Annotated in this window: 13 protein-coding genes; 6 read left to right on the forward strand and 7 right to left on the reverse strand. The window is 37.7% G+C overall.

The window, feature by feature from the left end; genetic code table 11:
- Positions 1-178 precede the first annotated feature (178 nt).
- The 4 genes from ACT3S4_RS09505 to ACT3S4_RS09520 are packed head-to-tail and all read right to left on the reverse strand — an operon-like array spanning position 179 to position 5,048.
- Entirely contained in the window at positions 179-1,813 is a 1,635-nt protein-coding gene (locus ACT3S4_RS09505) for an SAVED domain-containing protein (protein ID WP_444760943.1), read from the reverse strand.
- Between the two features lie 3 nt (positions 1,814-1,816).
- Positions 1,817-2,338 (reverse strand): Mov34/MPN/PAD-1 family protein, encoded by a 522-nt coding sequence (locus ACT3S4_RS09510; protein ID WP_444760944.1) that lies wholly within the window; start codon positions 2,336-2,338, stop codon positions 1,817-1,819.
- The gene (locus ACT3S4_RS09515) at positions 2,317-4,008 is read right to left on the reverse strand and encodes a ThiF family adenylyltransferase (RefSeq protein WP_444760945.1); all 1,692 of its coding nucleotides are present in this window, start codon (positions 4,006-4,008) and stop codon (positions 2,317-2,319) included. Before ACT3S4_RS09515 ends, ACT3S4_RS09510 begins: the two co-directional genes overlap by 22 nt.
- 8 nt (positions 4,009-4,016) lie before the next feature.
- Positions 4,017-5,048 (reverse strand): cyclic GMP-AMP synthase DncV-like nucleotidyltransferase, encoded by a 1,032-nt coding sequence (locus ACT3S4_RS09520; protein ID WP_444760946.1) that lies wholly within the window; start codon positions 5,046-5,048, stop codon positions 4,017-4,019.
- Between the two features lie 297 nt (positions 5,049-5,345).
- Between ACT3S4_RS09520 and ACT3S4_RS09525 the strand changes: the two genes are divergently transcribed.
- Complete coding sequence (locus tag ACT3S4_RS09525; RefSeq protein WP_444760947.1) at positions 5,346-6,881, forward strand: site-specific DNA-methyltransferase; 1,536 nt, start codon at positions 5,346-5,348, stop codon at positions 6,879-6,881.
- A 3-nt stretch (positions 6,882-6,884) separates the two neighbouring features.
- The gene (locus tag ACT3S4_RS09530; RefSeq protein WP_444760948.1) at positions 6,885-9,566 is read left to right on the forward strand and encodes a DEAD/DEAH box helicase; all 2,682 of its coding nucleotides are present in this window, start codon (positions 6,885-6,887) and stop codon (positions 9,564-9,566) included.
- A gap of 223 nt (positions 9,567-9,789) precedes the next feature.
- On the opposite strand, the gene ACT3S4_RS09535 is transcribed toward ACT3S4_RS09530, so the two are convergent.
- Positions 9,790-10,179 carry a hypothetical protein gene (locus ACT3S4_RS09535; RefSeq protein ID WP_444760949.1) on the reverse strand — a complete coding sequence of 130 codons (390 nt, stop codon included), beginning with the start codon at positions 10,177-10,179 and terminating at the stop codon, positions 9,790-9,792.
- A 298-nt stretch (positions 10,180-10,477) separates the two neighbouring features.
- Here ACT3S4_RS09535 and ACT3S4_RS09540 point away from each other — a divergent pair, with 298 nt between their 5' ends.
- Positions 10,478-12,112, forward strand: a complete 1,635-nt coding sequence (locus ACT3S4_RS09540) for a hypothetical protein (RefSeq protein WP_444760950.1) — start codon at positions 10,478-10,480, stop codon at positions 12,110-12,112.
- A 505-nt stretch (positions 12,113-12,617) separates the two neighbouring features.
- Here ACT3S4_RS09540 and ACT3S4_RS09545 read toward each other — a convergent pair.
- Positions 12,618-12,896 carry a hypothetical protein gene (locus tag ACT3S4_RS09545; RefSeq protein WP_201579751.1) on the reverse strand — a complete coding sequence of 93 codons (279 nt, stop codon included), beginning with the start codon at positions 12,894-12,896 and terminating at the stop codon, positions 12,618-12,620.
- 226 nt (positions 12,897-13,122) lie between these two features.
- Positions 13,123-13,344: a helix-turn-helix domain-containing protein gene (locus ACT3S4_RS09550; protein WP_320158378.1), complete on the reverse strand. Its 222-nt coding sequence runs from the start codon at positions 13,342-13,344 to the stop codon at positions 13,123-13,125.
- 124 nt (positions 13,345-13,468) lie between these two features.
- Here ACT3S4_RS09550 and ACT3S4_RS09555 point away from each other — a divergent pair, with 124 nt between their 5' ends.
- The 3 genes from ACT3S4_RS09555 (at position 13,469) to ACT3S4_RS09565 (ending at position 17,512) form a co-directional block, all read left to right on the forward strand.
- A complete protein-coding gene (locus ACT3S4_RS09555) occupies positions 13,469-13,684 on the forward strand; it encodes a hypothetical protein (RefSeq protein WP_020442991.1) in 216 nt (71 codons plus the stop codon).
- A gap of 2 nt (positions 13,685-13,686) precedes the next feature.
- Complete coding sequence (locus ACT3S4_RS09560; protein WP_109591612.1) at positions 13,687-14,862, forward strand: Arm DNA-binding domain-containing protein; 1,176 nt, start codon at positions 13,687-13,689, stop codon at positions 14,860-14,862.
- Between the two features lie 118 nt (positions 14,863-14,980).
- The gene (locus ACT3S4_RS09565; protein ID WP_444760951.1) at positions 14,981-17,512 is read left to right on the forward strand and encodes a hypothetical protein; all 2,532 of its coding nucleotides are present in this window, start codon (positions 14,981-14,983) and stop codon (positions 17,510-17,512) included.
- Positions 17,513-17,514: the final 2 nt, after the last annotated feature.

Consider the following 17,514-nt stretch of genomic DNA (forward strand, 5'->3'; position numbering starts at 1 on the left):
TCTGAATAATCCAACATTATTGTTAAACTCTGAGCAAAATAATAAATAAGCCATCTGCTCGAACGCCCATTGTTCCTTATTTTCATTTTTGATGGCAAATTTATTCCAGTTCATTGTAGTCCTTGTAGTTTTGCTCTTTGGATGAATTGTTTGTAACTTCAGTTTTTAAAATTAAATATTATTCACAGTCGACTTTCACACATTCAACGACTGTAGTCTTCCCATCGTTGTACATTCTAAGTTTAGGCTCCATCATCTCGGTTCCATAATCGTAGACTATAAATTCGGGCTGAAATCTATCTACAGCTTGACCAATATATACACACGCTGCATTTGAAGCACAAACCAATAGATGTACTTTTTTTATACCATGCATTTGGTTCAAGTTAGTAAAAATTTCCTTAAGCCTATTAGCTAGTTTTTCACCCTCAAGTGGATGCGCTATTGCGCCATTACCGTATCCATAACTCTGAGGAGGATATATATTTATTACTGGAAGCTTGTTTTGGACTTGTTGATTAAGATGGTCGATTGTTGAATCAATCATCGCAGCGGGAAAAGTTAATTTAATGCTAACAATAACTTCTGAGTGCTCTGAGTCAATCTCTGGCTCGTCAATAATAAATGCATCTTCTCTAGGCTGTACTCCAGGCCACATCCAACTACTAGCATCTCTATAACGCAGCATTGGCATTAATTTGGATTTATTACCGAATTTCGCACCAAAACCTATTAGGGCAAAAGTTGGACCTAAAACGAACACAGCTGCGCTACTACCTTTAGTCCATGCTTTTATTTGATTGACACAGTCTCCTATATGCTCATAACTTCTTCTATGAAACTCATAAGGGTTCCGCATTGAATCAGTTACACCATAATCTATAGGAGTTAAGTCATTTTTTGCCCTGCAATTAACTACGCTCAATGATTTCGAAATTGATATCGGATCTGGCATTTCTATACTTTGTCCATTTACGCTCCACGGAATAAAATATACTGGAACAGGTGTATAACTCAATGCATTGAGAAGATTGTTACATAGCTGAATATGTACGTTTCGCATATCTTGTAATTTAGATGCGGGATAATCTAAACTAGCTATTCGATCTATTAACCTATGATGAATATCACACAGTAATAGAACATTACTTGGTTCGTCAGCCAGATTTTTTGATAAGTACATTATTCCTCTAGGTCCACTCTCAGAAGCTGCAATGTTATGAGCCATATAACCGAAGTTGCCTCTATGTCCTGATAATGAATCAAAATCTAACCTTGAACCGCAGCCAGAAAACATACACCTACCATGACTCTCTTCCATAACAATGCGTTTAGTCAATTGACTGAACTTGTTTCCTCTTCCTGTAACCTTCTCTCGACCTAAACTCCACCGTTTGAATAGTTTAGTAGTTTCTTTAGCGTTGAGCTTATTAGAGCTAATTCTAATTTCATCCCATAGCTCCTTAAAATTTTCTAATGTCTGGAAATCTTCTAAACTAAACTCTTTCTTTTCGGAGACTCTTAACCTCGTGTCTATTACATAGCTATCACTTATGTATGAAACCAACTTTTCATTGTCGTCACGCTGAAGAGAAAATCTAAAAACATCAATTAACTCACCGTCATTGAACAGTAGTGTCATTAAGTTATGATAGCTTGCGTCTGAAAGGAAACCAACATGATCCCATTTCATTCCTGTACTTTTAAGATGGTCGAGATATTGTTTGGCCGATTCAAGATCGGTAAATATAGTCTTATTTAGGGCTTGATCATGCGAGGTCTGAGTTCCCGCAGATGAATTATTTGTAGTCATTTTTTAATTGTCCAATTCAGTAGAAAAAAGCAAGTAGCCTAAAAATATTTTAGAGTTTTGAGAGTAGGCAATCCAAAAGCCAATATGACTAGTACCAACGATGACATACAAAATACGTTCTGATAGGTATTTAGAGCTAGTAAATTGACTCGCTAGATCATTCAAGTCAGCATTAGATGGATTAGGCTTTGGCTCAGGGTGTGTATGCCATAACCCTAGAAGACCACCAAAACCTTTGGTGTCCTTCCAATATTTTTTGAGAGCTTTATCGTGAGCTTTGGAACGAAAGAAAGTGGTGCGAGTACGCTTGTCTCTGAACATGGGAGTCGTTAAGTCGTCTACCAGTATCGTATGACTATCTGCATAATATCTGCCTAATAATATACCGCCAGCTTCCTTTGATCTTACGTGCGATTGTCTAAAACCGAACCAAGCGGTTATAACAGACTCTGATATTGCACCATCGTATGCTTTATCATTTTCCTTCCATACGATGCGGTTGTTTAGGTACTGCAACATGAGCATCCTGCCACCTTGATAGAGCTTAATGACTGTGAATAATAACCACCATTTTGTAGAGCTGCCTCATGGTGCTTAGTAGCTTCTAAGCCATAGTCAATCGGTAATTTATTGGTAGCGCACCACGATTGTAATCCAGTTTTAAGTTCAATCACGAACTCAGCTATAATCACTGCTGTTTTCATAGCATGTACTGAACCATATGCCGTGAATGCTCCAGCGCATCCAGTGATATTTTTCGACAAAACTATACCTAAAGGATTACTAAACAAACTAGTCCTTATATAATTTGAAGAATTGCCATCGTCATCATAGTAAAGACACTTCAAGCAACCATCCTCATTACTTCTGAATCCTAGAACATGACCACCCAATCCGTAAGCCTCTAGCCAACCAGATACAACATGGACATTCGCCTCATAAGTATATAAGCGTCGGCACACCTCAAGCTCTGTTGGAGGATGACCAGTAGCTAATACTATGGAATGAATTTCAGATAGCTGTTCATTGTTTTGGCTATTGAGCCAGTTTAGGATATTAGCTTTATAGGCTACTATTTCTAACTCAGGTATATTTTGCTGCAGACGGCTTTTGAGCGCACTAACCTTAGACTGATTTACATCTTGTATTCCAAGGTGATGCCGCATAACGTTGTCAGTTTTCATATCATCATAATCAACTAGTATTAGCTTATCGATATCTGACTCAGCCAGTATCTCTGCGACTCTTGAACCAACTGAACCACAGCCAGCTATCACGACGGTCTTTTTACTTGAAAACTGAGAATCAATACCAGTACGATTTAGTAAGTACTCGCGCCAACCGCGCTGTAAGGTTTGAACCTTAAAATTACGATATTTATTCGAAGCCATATCCTGATAATAGGAGATGACCAAGTAAGTATGCATTTTAGGCGTGGGTATCTCTAAGAGAACGATTTTAAACTTACTTTTCTTATTTAAGCTGTCTAACTGTTGGGTACTGAAGTTTAAAGCTTGTTGTTGCCACCAGTGTTCATTAAAGGATGTAAAAAGATTAGGAATAATGAAGTCTTCGATATCGGCTAAAGATACCTTAATTACCTTTATAGCAGTATAAGGGCTAGAGCTAGGTGGATGTTGGCTATTGCCATCTACTAAATATTTAATGTGATGACACTGTGGTGTATTACGTTGTTTCGTAAAATTAATACACCATGCGTATAAACTTTCAGACTGATTCGGATTATGTGTCGCAATAATAATAGGGGCATCCGATACGACTGTTTGATTGTAACCATCGATCTCTTCATATAAGGCATCTCTGTTTCCAGCACTGTACGATTTAAGGGCTTTCGTCAGAATGCCTATAGCCGTATCTACAGCATATTTGAAGAGACCAAATAAGTCAGCGCTATCAAACATCTCACCTTGATGATCTGTGACACATATTAAGCCATTATTTCCTACATGATCTAGTGCTGGTAAATTGCACTTAGCAACCGATACTGTAGGCAGCAATAACCAACGCCTTCGATCAGCATATGTGACTGATAAAGGGATTGTTTGGCCATGAATCTCTAAATCAAAGCCAATAGCTATAAAACCATCTTTTTTATTCTTACTCTCAATGTTTTTGCCACCAAGAAATTGAATATGTTGTTCAAAGCTTTGCTGTACGCCATCGCTAATTGTCATTACATTGCCTATGCTGATGATCCAGTGCTCACATATGGTGCTTCGATACTCTTTTTAGCCTTGTCAACTTTAGCAGCTATTGGAAAATCATCACCGAAACTTTTTTTCAAGGTCTTACTGGCTTCATGCGCATCTGGGTCATCGACAGCTGACTGTAAATTATCTCCTAATATCTCAAAACGCTCCTTGATAGTAGCCATATCGTCATCGTTGACAGATTTTAGTAAATCACCACCAGGTGTTATAGGTAGATTAATACTGAGACGACCCGAGTAATCAAAATTACTCAGGATAGTTTTAACTAAATCAAGTAGAACCTCTCCATCATTTTGAGTATCTACATCCGGTTCTAACCAATGATATGCTGCTATAGTCAGTCCAATGCTATGGATACCCACATATTTATGATTGCGCCATCTTTTTAAGTAGCGTACACATCTACGAAACTGTTTACGTTGGTCAGAACCGTTATCTTCATAGATATCATTATCTTTATATAAATCATTTATTAGTGACGTCATACCCTCAGGATCAGACTCCTGCCAAAATCGCTTGTCTTCAGTTAGACCTTTTTTTCCTTTAGCTAAATAGTATGTATCATCATATTCATTGTTGGATTTAGCATATATTGGTAAATCAACATGATAATCTGGTTCGCCATCCTTCATATAGGTCACTGTCACACATGAGCGGCTCACATTCACATCACGATTAGTATATTGAATACATTCGGCGACCAACTCTTTTAGCTCAACAGGTTTATACTCCTCTTTATGGCAGTCAAGAAGTACGCCAACATCAATATCGTAGTCGCCAGTTCTGATAGGTTTTATTCCCGTATTTAAAGCGTAGCTTCCTTGGTTAAAGCTTTTGACAAATTGAGGATAGCCTTCCTCTTCTTTAGCTTTTAAACTTGCTTTAAGCTGATTAATTATCAAGTCACGTTTTTCACGTAATACATCATTCGCGTGTTTACCTTCATAAGTACCTAGTTTGATTTCAGTATGAAATTCTAAGAACTGTTTTTGTAAATCTACCATATATGTTACCTCTCAATAATTGTTAAGTTTTAATAGTTATAGAATATATCAAGTCTCTACCAACATTAATAGGTACAAACTATAAGAGGCGACAGTATGTGTCGCCTCCAGCCAAATCAAACCTGAAAAACACTTAGCAATAACTTAAACTAGCTCTGCCAAAGCAAAAGCCTAAGATGTCGTATAACAGGTCGATATCTGGTGAGAGCAAACGGGTTATATGATAAATTACCACTCAGAATATTAAGCACTAAACATGCCTTTCGTGGCTAAAAATAAAGAAGGAAGTGAGGCGATATGCCTATATTGAATTGGTTGAATAAAGAGCAAGCGCTGACTACAGCGCGTGACTGTCCGTATCGTTTGGTAGAGCTAGTGCCAGAATTATCTTATGGCGAGTCAGATACTGACAATATGCTCATTCAGGGCGATAACCTTGATGCATTGAAAGCACTCATTCCTACGCATTCAGGAAGGATAAAGTGCATCTTTATTGACCCACCTTATAACACCAAAAGCGCCTTTGAACACTATGACGATAATTTAGAGCACAGCAAATGGCTGTCGATGATCTATCCACGCTTAGAGCTATTGCATCAGCTACTATCTGAAGACGGTTCTATTTGGATTACACTCGACGATTCTGAATCACACTATTTAAAAGTGATGTGTGATGAAATTTTTGGAAGGAAAAACTTTGTCGCTAATAGTGTTTGGCAGAAAAAATATACAATCGCTAATGATGCCAAGTGGTTATCAGATAGTCATGATCATTTATTAATCTATGCCAAAAACAAAGAAGAATGGAGACCTTATCCCTTAGAAAGAACTGAGGCTATGAATAATAGATATAAAAATCCTGATAATCATCCTAAAGGCGTTTGGAAATCAACTCCTTTATATGCAAAAAGAAAAGGATCTGAAAAAGAAGCAGCGTTTTCATATACTTTTAAAAACGGATACATATGGACTCCACCAGCTGGGACATCACCGAGGTTTCCAGAATCGACTCTGAAAAAAATGGACGAAAACGATGAAATATGGTTTGGAGTAAAAGGTGATGCAGCTCCATCCAGAAAAACTTTCTTGAGCGAACTTAAAAGTTCAGGTACACCCTCATCTACCATTTGGTTACATAGCGATGCAGGTCATAATCATGAAGCGCGAGAAGAGGTGAAAGTGTTTGATAAGGAGGATGCTTTTACAACTCCAAAACCTGAAAGATTGATAAAAAGAGTTTTAGATCTCGCCACAAAGCCTAATGATCTTATTTTAGATTCATTCCTTGGATCTGGCACAACTGCCGCTGTTGCTATGAAAATGAACCGTAAGTTCATTGGTATTGAGCTTGGGGATCATGCAGTCACTCATTGCCAACCAAGGCTAAAAAAAGTAGTCGATGGTGAGCAAGGTGGTATTTCAGAAGACGTCAACTGGACAGGTGGTAGTGGCTTCAAATTCTACCGCTTAGGTGAAGTCATCTTTAATGAAAACGGCTCTTTAAGAGAAGGTATCAGCTTTGATGCGCTGGCTTCCCACATTTGGTATGGCGATACTAGGCAATCGCTACAGCAGTCAGCGAAGTCCCCGCTACTTGGTGTGCATAATGGTATTGCTTACTACCTACTTTATAACGGTATTTTAGGTGACAAACGTCCTGACGGTGGTAACGTACTTACATCAAAAGTGCTAGCCATACTGCCACCTCACCCTGAAGATCCAGAAAATGGTCAAAAAGTCATCTATGGTGAGAGGAGATGTATGGGAGACGCTCGATTGAAGAGTGAAAATATTATATTTAAGCAAATACCATACGATGTGAAAGGAAGATAAGCGATGTTTGAATTAAAAGAATACCAGCAAGAAGCGCTTAATACTCTTACCCGTTTTTTCAAGCGTTGTCGTATGGATGGTGACATTGACACAGCATTTCAGCAGACATTACAGGATAATAATTTTGTAGAAATTCCTTATCGTGCTTACTCTTTCGTTGATACGCCTTATGTATGTATTCGCATTCCGACAGGTGGCGGCAAGACTGTGCTGGGCGCTTATGCGGTCTCTACAGCGGCGACCCATTATCTATCGCAAGATTTCCCCATTGTATTATGGCTAGTACCGACTACTACCATTCAGCAGCAGACCGTTTCAGCGCTCAAGAGCAACCCAGACTATACTGATCATCTAAACCGCGCGTTTGCCAATCAAGTCAGTGTCTACGATATCGCTGATGTCAATCAAATCCGTGCACAGGATATTGGCAACAAAACAATCATAGTCGTCTCTACGATTGCCAATTTGCGAGTAGCTAAGACCTCTGATCGCAAGGTCTATCAGTATCATGAAGATTTTGAACCGCATTTTGCCAAACTGAGTCGTCAACATCCTTTTTATGACAAGCTTGAGACCGTCAGTGAAGATGATGTCTCTGAAAACGGTTTGACCGTCAATGATATTGGTAAGATAAAGTACTCTTTTGCCAACCTATTGGCGCTGTACAACCCTCTAGTCATCGTTGATGAAGCCCATAATGCTAGGACTTCATTAACCTTTGACACTCTGAAGCGTGTGCATCCTGCAGCTATTATCGAATTTACTGCTACTCCTAATACATCAACGACCAATGGTAGCAATATTTTATATCATGTCTCAGCGGCGCAGCTCAAAGCTGAAGAAATGATCAAGCTACCTATCATTTTAACCGAGCATATTAATGGTTGGGAAGAAGCGGTACGTGATGCAGTATTAACACGCGCTAGATTAGCGCTTAAAGCACAAAAAGATATCGACTATATACGTCCTATTGTCCTACTTCAGGCAGAGAATAAGAACGGCAAGGTAACGGTTGAGGTACTCAAAAAGTGTCTAATTGAAGATCATGGCATTACTGAGGATAAAATTGCGGTAGCCACAGGGACACAGCGAGAGCTAGATGGTATTGATCTTTTTGATCCTAACTGTCCTATCGAGTACATCATTACTATAGAAGCTTTAAAAGAAGGCTGGGATTGCTCATTTGCCTACGTATTCTGTTCAGTCAAACAGGTTTCTTCTAGTAAAGATGCTGAGCAGCTATTGGGGCGTGTATTGCGCATGCCTTATGCAAAACGCCGCGTGATAGAAGATCTAAATAGAGCTTATGCCCATTTGGCAACCACAAGTTTGGCACAGGCAGCAAAAGAGCTGACAGATAAACTCATTTCAATGGGTTTTGAAGAAATGGAGGTAGCCACGTTCCTTCGACAGCAAGATGCCAATCAAGGCGATTTATTTGGTCAGGTAGATAAGGATGACGCTGTAAACTCGAAACCTAAGTTTACGTCACCTTCTTTGATGGTGGAGGTGCAGGATACGATAGATACTACCGAGCTATCAGAAGAAGAACGCAGTAGCATTAAGATCTCTGAGGTAGATGGTCGCCAAGTGGTCACGGTTACGGGTAAAGTCTCAGAGCCTTTGAAAAAAGCCATTGCCAAAGTAGCAGTTGAAGATAAAAAAGAGATTGAGACTTCAGTTGATAGGCATAACCTCAGTGTACATGCAGCTTTGTCACCAGCAGAGAACGGAGTGAGGTTTGCCCCGCTACCAAGATTGTGTGTCATGGTTCAGGGTGAGCTTGAACTGGTTGAGAAAGAAGTATTCTTGGATGTATCAGGTTGGAATTTACTAGATTATCCAGCTAAGCTCGACTACCAGCCCACTGAAGAGACGACAAGCTTCCTAGTCGACGTAGAAGGCAAAAAAGTTAAATACAATCTTGCTAATGAATCACAAACTTTAAATCTAAACCTGACTCATACCGAAGTAACCCAAGATGAGCTTATAGGCTGGCTAGACCATGAATGCCGTCAAAGTGATGTCACTCAGCGTGAAATGACGAGTTTCTTAACTAAGGTAATCAACCAATTATTGCAAATACCGTCACTGACACTCACTACTCTCATACGTAATAAGTATCCACTTGCTCGTTCTATACAGGAGCTGGTATCTGTATATAGACAGCAAGCAATGACTAAAGGATATCAACAAACTTTATTCGCAAATGATGCTGACGTGCTTACGACTTACGATTTTAGTTACGAATTTAAAGCAGATAATTATCCAACACGGCCACCTTACTATTCAGGTAGTTATGCGTTTGACAAACATTATTATCCGCAAATCGAAGACATGAAATCTTCAGGTGAAGAGTTTGATTGTGCTCAGACTATTGATCTACTACCTCAAGTTAAGCATTGGGTAAGAAATCTAGTTAGACGTGGGGAAGCTTCGTTTAGCTTGCCACTGGCACATACCAACTTTTATCCTGATTTTATCGTTGAACTGCAGGATGGTCGTATCTTGGTGGTGGAGTATAAAGGCAAGCCTTACGAAACCAATGATGATTCAGCAGAGAAACGTATGGTAGGCGAACTTTGGGCAAGTCATAGCCAGGGTCAATGCTTATTCTTAATGGCGGTTAAAAAAGATGATAAAGGTCAAGACGTGCGGCAGCAGATACTTAACGTTATTGGATAAGGTAGCTAACCTATGTATAGTTTGCTAGCCCAGCCTCAATATTATCGCTACCTGATACTGAATATCTAGCTAGCGATAATATTGAGGCTGGGCTAGCAAGCTTTCGTGCCGTGTTGGATGAGCTTGAGTGTTGAGTAGATTAACCTTTATGACTCACGTAAATATAAAAAAGACGCCTATATACTCTATAGACGTCTTTTTTATTCGCTTGAATATATTTGACTTACATACAGAATTTTCGTGCGAGATTATTTACTACCTGTTGAGGTATTATGTAATCAGCTACTGCTTCGTCTAAACTTTTAGAGTCTTTGTCACCCTCTATTCTCGAATATCGAGGATTGTCACAATTCACGTTAATAATTCCTCTGAATTCGCTCATTTTACCATTAGCTGTCAATGCCACTAGCATAGTTGAGGGTATGTTTTGTTTCGCGCCAATATAACTCTCAACAGTCATGGGATAGGCTGTCCAAAGCGTTGAATACACGCCTTCATGTTGATCGTCGAGTATGGTAATACCTTTAGGAAAACTAGGCGCTGCTACAGCAACAGTAGAGATAAGAGATGAAAGTGTTAAAACAGCTATAGATAGTAAAAAAGGCGATTTCATAGTCGCTCCAATAGTAGGATTAATGTTACGCAATTATTGCTCAGTAAATATAGCATAACAATTGTGTTTTTTTATAATGAACTATAAATAAGCGACATTACATGTCGCGAACCAACTAGCTAACTATTGTAAAGATCTCCGAACATAGTAGATTAAGTGTATTGAAATTAATTTTGTTGAAAAGAAATAAGTACACTCAATGACTGCTAAATTGAGTGCATAAATTCCTGCCATACGGATGGAATATAATTAAATCAAATTGACGAGTAATAACATATCATTAGAGGATAAATCGTAGATGGGTTTTAGTAGAAAAATGTATTGGGAAGCATTGTTATGGCTTACAGGAGCATACTTTGTAATTGAAGTAGTTATCAACATTATTGTTTTCAAACAACTCTCAATCAAAAGTGATTTTATTACCATTGAGGGCATGGAGTTCTGGGGAAAAATCATCACAGGTGTTGGTGCTGCCCTCGCGTTCACGAAAATTTTTTATGCACTTAAGTCTCAGTTTGGTTTTGGTGATGACGAGTATTACTATGCTACTGAAAGTCTGAAAGTCATGTTTTTAGGTCTGTTAATCTGCATCCCCCTTAGTTTCTACTTGCAAAACAAGTTGATCGAAACGATGGTAGATAATTCTACGGCTGAGGAGAGGAATAGAGCGATACTTATCATTAATACCCAAGTGACCATGAAGCCTCATTACAATCCTTTAATTACTATCGATAAGAATCCAACAACAATGAATAAGTTGTTACTGCCAATTGGCGGAATGAAAGATAGCTTTATACATAACTACGAGCAAAAACAAAACGTATTGTTTTCAGCATCAAAAAAATGTATTGAAGGCAGCAGTGAAATGCTGGGCGTGATCTCTAATATTGATAAGGCTTTCTTTGCTTATAATGCGCTTAATTCACCTATGCAAGAGCATCTATACAAAAACACTATTACTTACTATAATTCATGTCTTTTGACTAATGCAACATACCTAAAGCTAGTAATTCCAACGCCAGAATTTGACGATACTAAGTTTCGTAAGTTTTACGAAAAATATCTAGATAAAACTAGGGTATATTACGAGGCAAATGCTAAGGCGGAAAAGTCTATATGGAGCTCAGTAGCAAAAGAGAAGGTTTACAAAGAATGGTTAAGAGGTGTCAGTAAGACGCTAGGATTCGAATCAACTTTAAGCCCTTACCTTAACTATGACCAGTTTGTTAGAGACCCTGATATTCAAAAATATTTTAGAAAAAAAGCAAAACCAGAGGAACTAAGTTTAATTCCTTATAGCAATGGATTTGAAGAATCCTTGCGACTAAAGATGGCTGAACCATTAAAGGAATTGTTGCCAAATACTGCTATACCTACTTATATCAATGAAGGGGATGATGAGCCATTAGGAAATCTTATTAAATACCCTAAAAAGTACCCAGGCGAAAAAATTGAGGTTACGCAAGAACAAGTAGAGCACAGTGGAAAACAAGCGTATAAAGGCATTGTTATGCCTATAGTTGCACTAGGTGCATCATTAACTTTCTTGTTGTTAAATATAGTCATTATTATATCTCAGTTAATTGTTGTGATCATCTTTGCTAAGTTCGGTCAAGAAAAGCTACCGTTCAGTTTTAAATTACTTATATCTTTAGTTTTAGTTGCAGTAATTATTGGAGTGCCGCTTAGCTCAAACAGTAACAATGGTGATGAGAATAGCGGTGTAAGCAAGATAAAAAAGGCAGTTGAAATTATCTACTACTATGAAAAAGGGCTAGTAAATATCATAGGCAGTAACGATAAGAGTATTACCAGTGAATCATTTAAGATCGGAGAAATAATCACAGATACTGAGACTGATGAAAACAATAATGCTGTAGCAAAAGCATCAGGATTTAACATTAGTGAACTGGAAAAACGGACAGAAAAATAAAGCCCTAGGTGATAGTGACGGTAATCTTCCGGTAATCCTTACTAAACAAATAGATTTGAAAATCGAGGTTAACTGTTAGAGTATCAGCAAGAGATTTTCATAGAAAAAACCAGATAGCATGTGCAATCTGGTTATTAAGTACGTTCTAAATTATCACCTACCTACTGTAAGCTGCCCGCCAGAAAAGCTAATACATGATTCGCAAAACCAAGATGATTGTTTTCTGATATAAGGTATATCCGCTGGTACATCAAGTTGATACGGCCGTCCACAGTACTCACAGTGCACATCATCTAAGTAAGCCTGGCACTCTGCTAATACGCCAAACAAAATATGATAATCGATATGGTATTGTCTGCAGAGTATTTCTATATGCTCTATATACCGCCCATCATGCCCGTATGCCCAATAGTCTTCACATAGTTGTATGTCGGACTGATCTGCATTAGCGCTGAAAATAAGTTTTAAGCTCATGGTTATCTCCAAACCAAGTAGTTGACGTTAATCACAACGAATAAGGAATCTCGTAATGATTCATAATGGCCAAAAACTTGGTCTCAAGATTCGTTAAGGTATAACGATTCAGCGCTAATCCTTCATTTAGCTCGCGTTGTACCCATATCCTGACTGCTTCATTATTATAAAATATCGGATTGACGCCTAGCATCTTTGCTAACTGTGAACCCTGTTGTATTTGCAGGTTTACCATAAGCTTGGTAGATAGCGATATCGCTTCGGCGCTTAGCCAAATTGAAGCATGCGGCGGTTTAATAAATGTGTTCATGTATAATCTCCTGTAGATTAATATTCGTTTCTGTTAGTCGTAATGACTTTCTACAGATTAAATTATACATACATTTTGAGCTATTACAACTTAAAATAACCTTCTATAGACCTTTTTGTTACTTAATAGAACCTTTGACTTATTTGAGAGCTATAGTTTGCTTCGTATTATTTGGCGTAATAACTGATAAGCGCAGTATTATCTTGTGTTCTAAAAGGAGGAATGTTTATTGTTCTTCCTTAACTATCTCATAAAGGTCGCCCACTTCAATATCCAAATATAAACATAGCTTCTCTACAACCTCTAGATCCACTCTTGTCGCTTCTTCGTTATACATACGTGTGATTGTGCCTCTATTTACATCCGTGTCTCTAGACACATCAGCAATCTTTAACCTTTTTTCACCCATAATTCTAGATAAATTACACTTCACCATAACCTCCTCCATAATAAAATAACCTACTGTAGATAAAAATGTCTTGCAAAAGATTATTTTTAGTGTAAATTATGTTCTATAGCAGGTCATAAAGCTATCAGATAATAACACTTTAATCTTTAGTAAGGATTTTACTATGAGTTATACCTATTTAACAACAGAAGAGCTGTCACAACGTATTAAATATGACAGCAAGACCATACGCAACCAGCTTAAAGATGCTGTGTTTATTGAGGGCGTTCATTACATCAAACCATTTGGAGGTAGAAAAATCCTTTTTATATGGCAAAAGATTGAAGAGCTGATGCTGACAGGCTACGACGATACCATTCCATTTGCAGCGGGAGCGTAATCATGGCGAGTATCAATAGCCGTAATGGCAACCTGTACGTAGATTTCCGATACATAGGTCAGCGCTGTAGAGAGCAAACCTTACTAACAGACACTAAGCCCAATCGAAAGCGCCTAGAAAACTTCGTTAGCAGAATGGAAGCTGACATTCAATTGGGGAGTTTTCGGTACGAAAACTATTTTCCACAAAGTAAAAAACTTGAAAAATTTAAAAGCTTAGAATTAGTTAAGTCGACAAACAGTCATAAAGATTCAAGCTCTAGTTTTAGTAACTTTAGTAAAATCTGGTTAGAAGAGAAAAAACCAGAATGGCGTGATTCACAGATAAGTAATGTCGATGATATTTTTAGAATCTATTTATATCCTCAGTTCGGCGACATATCCTTAAACACGATTACTAAAGCTAAAATTATGGCTTTTAGAGGCAAACTGGTTAAAGGGGGAAATAATGGGCGACCATTATCAGCTTCCCGTATCAACCACATAATGACTCCTTTACGTATGGTAATCACTGAAGCTACCGAGCGCTTTGACTTTGATAACCCTTGGAAAAATATTAAGCCACTCAGTGAACCTAAAAGTAGCGTTAATCCTTTTACCTTAAACGAGGTTATGTTAATCATTAATAACGTGCGTAGGGACTTCAAACCGTATTATATTGTGCGTTTCTTTACAGGTATGAGGACAGGCGAGATAGATGGTTTGCCCTGGAAAAATATAGATTTTGAACGCAGACAAATCATTGTTGATCAGGCGGTAGTAAACGGCATAGTTGGTCCAACTAAAACTAGTGGCTCCAATCGTGTGATTCAAATGAATGCCCTGGTCTACGATGCACTGCTTGAGCAAAAAAAAATAAACAGCCAGCAAAACAAATTTGTGTTTTGTACAAAAGCTGGCACAGCTTTGAATCATCGCAACGTGACGCGGCGAGTTTGGTATCCACTACTGAGGTATCTAGAGGTAGATATGCGTAATCCTTATCAATCTAGGCATACTGCTGCAACGCTTTGGCTAGCTGCTGGCGAGGCGCCTGAATGGATTGCCTCTCAGATGGGCCATAGCAATACTAAGATGCTATTTACCGTTTATTCTCGCTATGTACCGAACCTTACTCGTCAAGACGGAAGCGCGCTGGATAAGCTATTGAAAGACCGAGGTATACTACAAAACCTATGAAAAAGCCTATATATAATAAAAAGACATCTAAATAGGTGTCTTTTTTTTGTATTAAAGCTGGATGGTTTAAATGAACGGAGCTACAGTTATTTAAATGACTTATAACGGTTGCGTAGCAATGGATACAGACAACAAAGCAACTAAAAGAGCTTGCAAAATTGGTGAATGGTTACAAACAAATATTATTAAGTGGTCAAATATAGATGAAATTTCGTGCTTACTTGTTGAATTAAAATTTCTACAAGATACTTTGCCTGAGCAATTCAGATCAGCGCTAGAAAGTGAGTACCATGCTTTATCTGAATGGGTAAAAACAAAAGATACAGTTTCTACTTTAACTGAATTAGAGAAACTACAGATATACGAAAGCGGTATTGATCAGAAAAACTTCCTAAAAACCATAAAAACACGTCATAAGTATCTCAAAGATCTCTACCTCATTAATTTTTTAGCCAGTCGTTCAGACTCACCAAAAATAAATAGCATTCGTTCTTTTTACTTTTTTCTCTGCCTTAAAATGGTTGAGTTGACTGATTATGATAGTAGGATTGAAACCACACTTGATGAATGTCGGTTTTTAACGAGTAATATTCGTGAATTCCTAGTCCCATTTTTGCCAGACATAACAGAGTTTGAGAGTCTTAATGATCTCCAAAGCCACCTTATCGAGTCTCAAGACAATGATCATTACACCAGATGGTTAAATAGCACTCTTGATACCTTTGAGTCAGAAATAAAAAAATATGGTAACAAGTTACTAAGCAGGAGCACTTCATTCTCTTCTAGCAATGCTAAAAATGAGCTTAATGAGCGTATAGCTAAATATATTTATGAGTATATTCTGCCGATAGAAAACTATTTCAAAAACGACTCTGGTATTACTCGCGTAACTAGTACCACCTATCAGGTTGCTAATGGCTCATTACATTATGATGACACGACAGGTAATACAATCAGCGACTTAGTTAATCTTACTAAGGATGTAAATAGTACAGAAGCTTTTGAAGATGAAGAACGTCAAGATAACGAGAAAGAATTTTTTGAACAAATAACAGTCAATACTCCCAGTAACTATTATCTTGATTTGGTAAGGGCTGAAGGTCAATCAAACAGTCGTCGAAAAAGTGCTATGAATTTAGTTACTAGTGTCAATATAGCCCATGAAGATGATATATCTACATTGGTAAAGTACCTTGGTTGTAAGCTCAAGGAACTAGATTTAGGCGAGCTAGATAGAGGACGTTGTATAGATGAGAAGTTTAAGTTTGACCTAAGCCATCAATCTGCTCTCTATTTACTAATGATCTTATTAACCGGTAATGAGAATATATTTGAATCCGATAATTTAGAAGATGGGTTTAATGGCTATCGATATAAACTTCAATTCGCACCGAAACGTAGTTATACGGATGAAAGTTGGGATAAAAAATTATGTGCTAATAATGAAAGTATTCTTTTCCTCTACATGCCAATTGTTCTTATAGAGCTACACCGTGAGATGACTTACGTATTGGATGATGATTTAATGATTTCGATTCATGCTCAAGCTACCAATGACATCAAGGCGTTCAATAAAAAGTATAAAGTAAGATTAAGTTTTAATAAAATAAGAAACTACTTTACTAGCTACTTATCTCAGAACGGTGTTGATAAAGCCTTGATAGAAGTAATTACTGAGTCTCCTGTACATCATTTATCAGCGCTGCCTTATTACAATGTCTCTCAGTATGATCTATATCGATGCCAATTTAAATTTACTAATCACTTATTAGGTCTGATTGACGATAAAAATATCAAGGATAGCAAGGAAAGAATAGACGTTTTTTTCAAAATAACTAATGAAGATACTGTGCCACATTTGAATGATCAGAAAATGGGCTCTTTGCTAGCTATTCGAGAAAAATTATTAACTCCAATCATCGAAGAGTTAAAGAAAAATATTCTAGAAAAAATTGGAAAAACTAGTTTTTTGAAAGTAGGTGATTTTGTAGAGTTGCATAACTTTTTCACCGATTATCTATATATTTGGCTATCCATTGCTAGCGGTTACCGCCCAGTGAATGAGCCATTCGGCAGATTGTCAGATATAGATACCAGAACAGGTTTGTATTTTATAAGTGATAAAGAAGTTCAGCAAGATACTATAGGCAGATTTATATATCTACCAGCTATATTATGTCAACAAATTGACGAGTACATAAAATTTATCAAAGGCAACGCTAGTCTTTTTAATAAATTAGGGAACGACATTGGACTAATCTATACGAATATTCTAGACGGCAATATTGGACTGGTATGCTACTTGAAGCTGGATGAAGCAACTAGCACAGTTACTAGACTAAAACTGGATAATACTTTCCTTAAAAAACGTATATCAGCTTATATCTCTTTACCACTCAACTGGCCTCGTCACTATATACGCTCGCTACAAAACGAGCATATTGGAAAATATTCTTTTGACCCATCTCTGAACAAAGACAGTATCGGATATGATGTGGTCAGTGCTTGGATGGGACACTCTGATGAGCTTGGATATAGCTTTTACGATAGATTTAGTGGATTAAAACGAAGTGAACTTAGGGCTTTTGCCCAAACTATAAATGAACTGACTAAAGATATTGGTTTTAAACTAATTAAGTTGGAGCACTAGAT

This window comes from Psychrobacter sp. AOP30-A2-5, assembly GCF_052378115.1.
Classification (GTDB): domain Bacteria; phylum Pseudomonadota; class Gammaproteobacteria; order Pseudomonadales; family Moraxellaceae; genus Psychrobacter.

Bases quoted from the DNA above. Each gene is read 5' to 3' on its own strand.
- ACT3S4_RS09525 (WP_444760947.1), top strand. From the start codon at position 5,346: ATGCCTATATTGAATTGGTTGAATAAAGAGCAAGCGCTGACTACAGCG.
- ACT3S4_RS09545 (WP_201579751.1), bottom strand. From the start codon at position 12,896: ATGAACACATTTATTAAACCGCCGCATGCTTCAATTTGGCTAAGCGCC.
- ACT3S4_RS09550 (WP_320158378.1), bottom strand. From the start codon at position 13,344: ATGGAGGAGGTTATGGTGAAGTGTAATTTATCTAGAATTATGGGTGAA.
- ACT3S4_RS09510 (WP_444760944.1), bottom strand. From the start codon at position 2,338: ATGCTCATGTTGCAGTACCTAAACAACCGCATCGTATGGAAGGAAAAT.
- ACT3S4_RS09520 (WP_444760946.1), bottom strand. From the start codon at position 5,048: ATGGTAGATTTACAAAAACAGTTCTTAGAATTTCATACTGAAATCAAA.
- ACT3S4_RS09555 (WP_020442991.1), top strand. From the start codon at position 13,469: ATGAGTTATACCTATTTAACAACAGAAGAGCTGTCACAACGTATTAAA.
- ACT3S4_RS09540 (WP_444760950.1), top strand. From the start codon at position 10,478: ATGGGTTTTAGTAGAAAAATGTATTGGGAAGCATTGTTATGGCTTACA.
- ACT3S4_RS09515 (WP_444760945.1), bottom strand. From the start codon at position 4,008: ATGACAATTAGCGATGGCGTACAGCAAAGCTTTGAACAACATATTCAA.
- ACT3S4_RS09535 (WP_444760949.1), bottom strand. From the start codon at position 10,179: ATGAAATCGCCTTTTTTACTATCTATAGCTGTTTTAACACTTTCATCT.
- ACT3S4_RS09560 (WP_109591612.1), top strand. From the start codon at position 13,687: ATGGCGAGTATCAATAGCCGTAATGGCAACCTGTACGTAGATTTCCGA.
- ACT3S4_RS09530 (WP_444760948.1), top strand. From the start codon at position 6,885: ATGTTTGAATTAAAAGAATACCAGCAAGAAGCGCTTAATACTCTTACC.
- ACT3S4_RS09565 (WP_444760951.1), top strand. From the start codon at position 14,981: ATGGATACAGACAACAAAGCAACTAAAAGAGCTTGCAAAATTGGTGAA.
- ACT3S4_RS09505 (WP_444760943.1), bottom strand. From the start codon at position 1,813: ATGACTACAAATAATTCATCTGCGGGAACTCAGACCTCGCATGATCAA.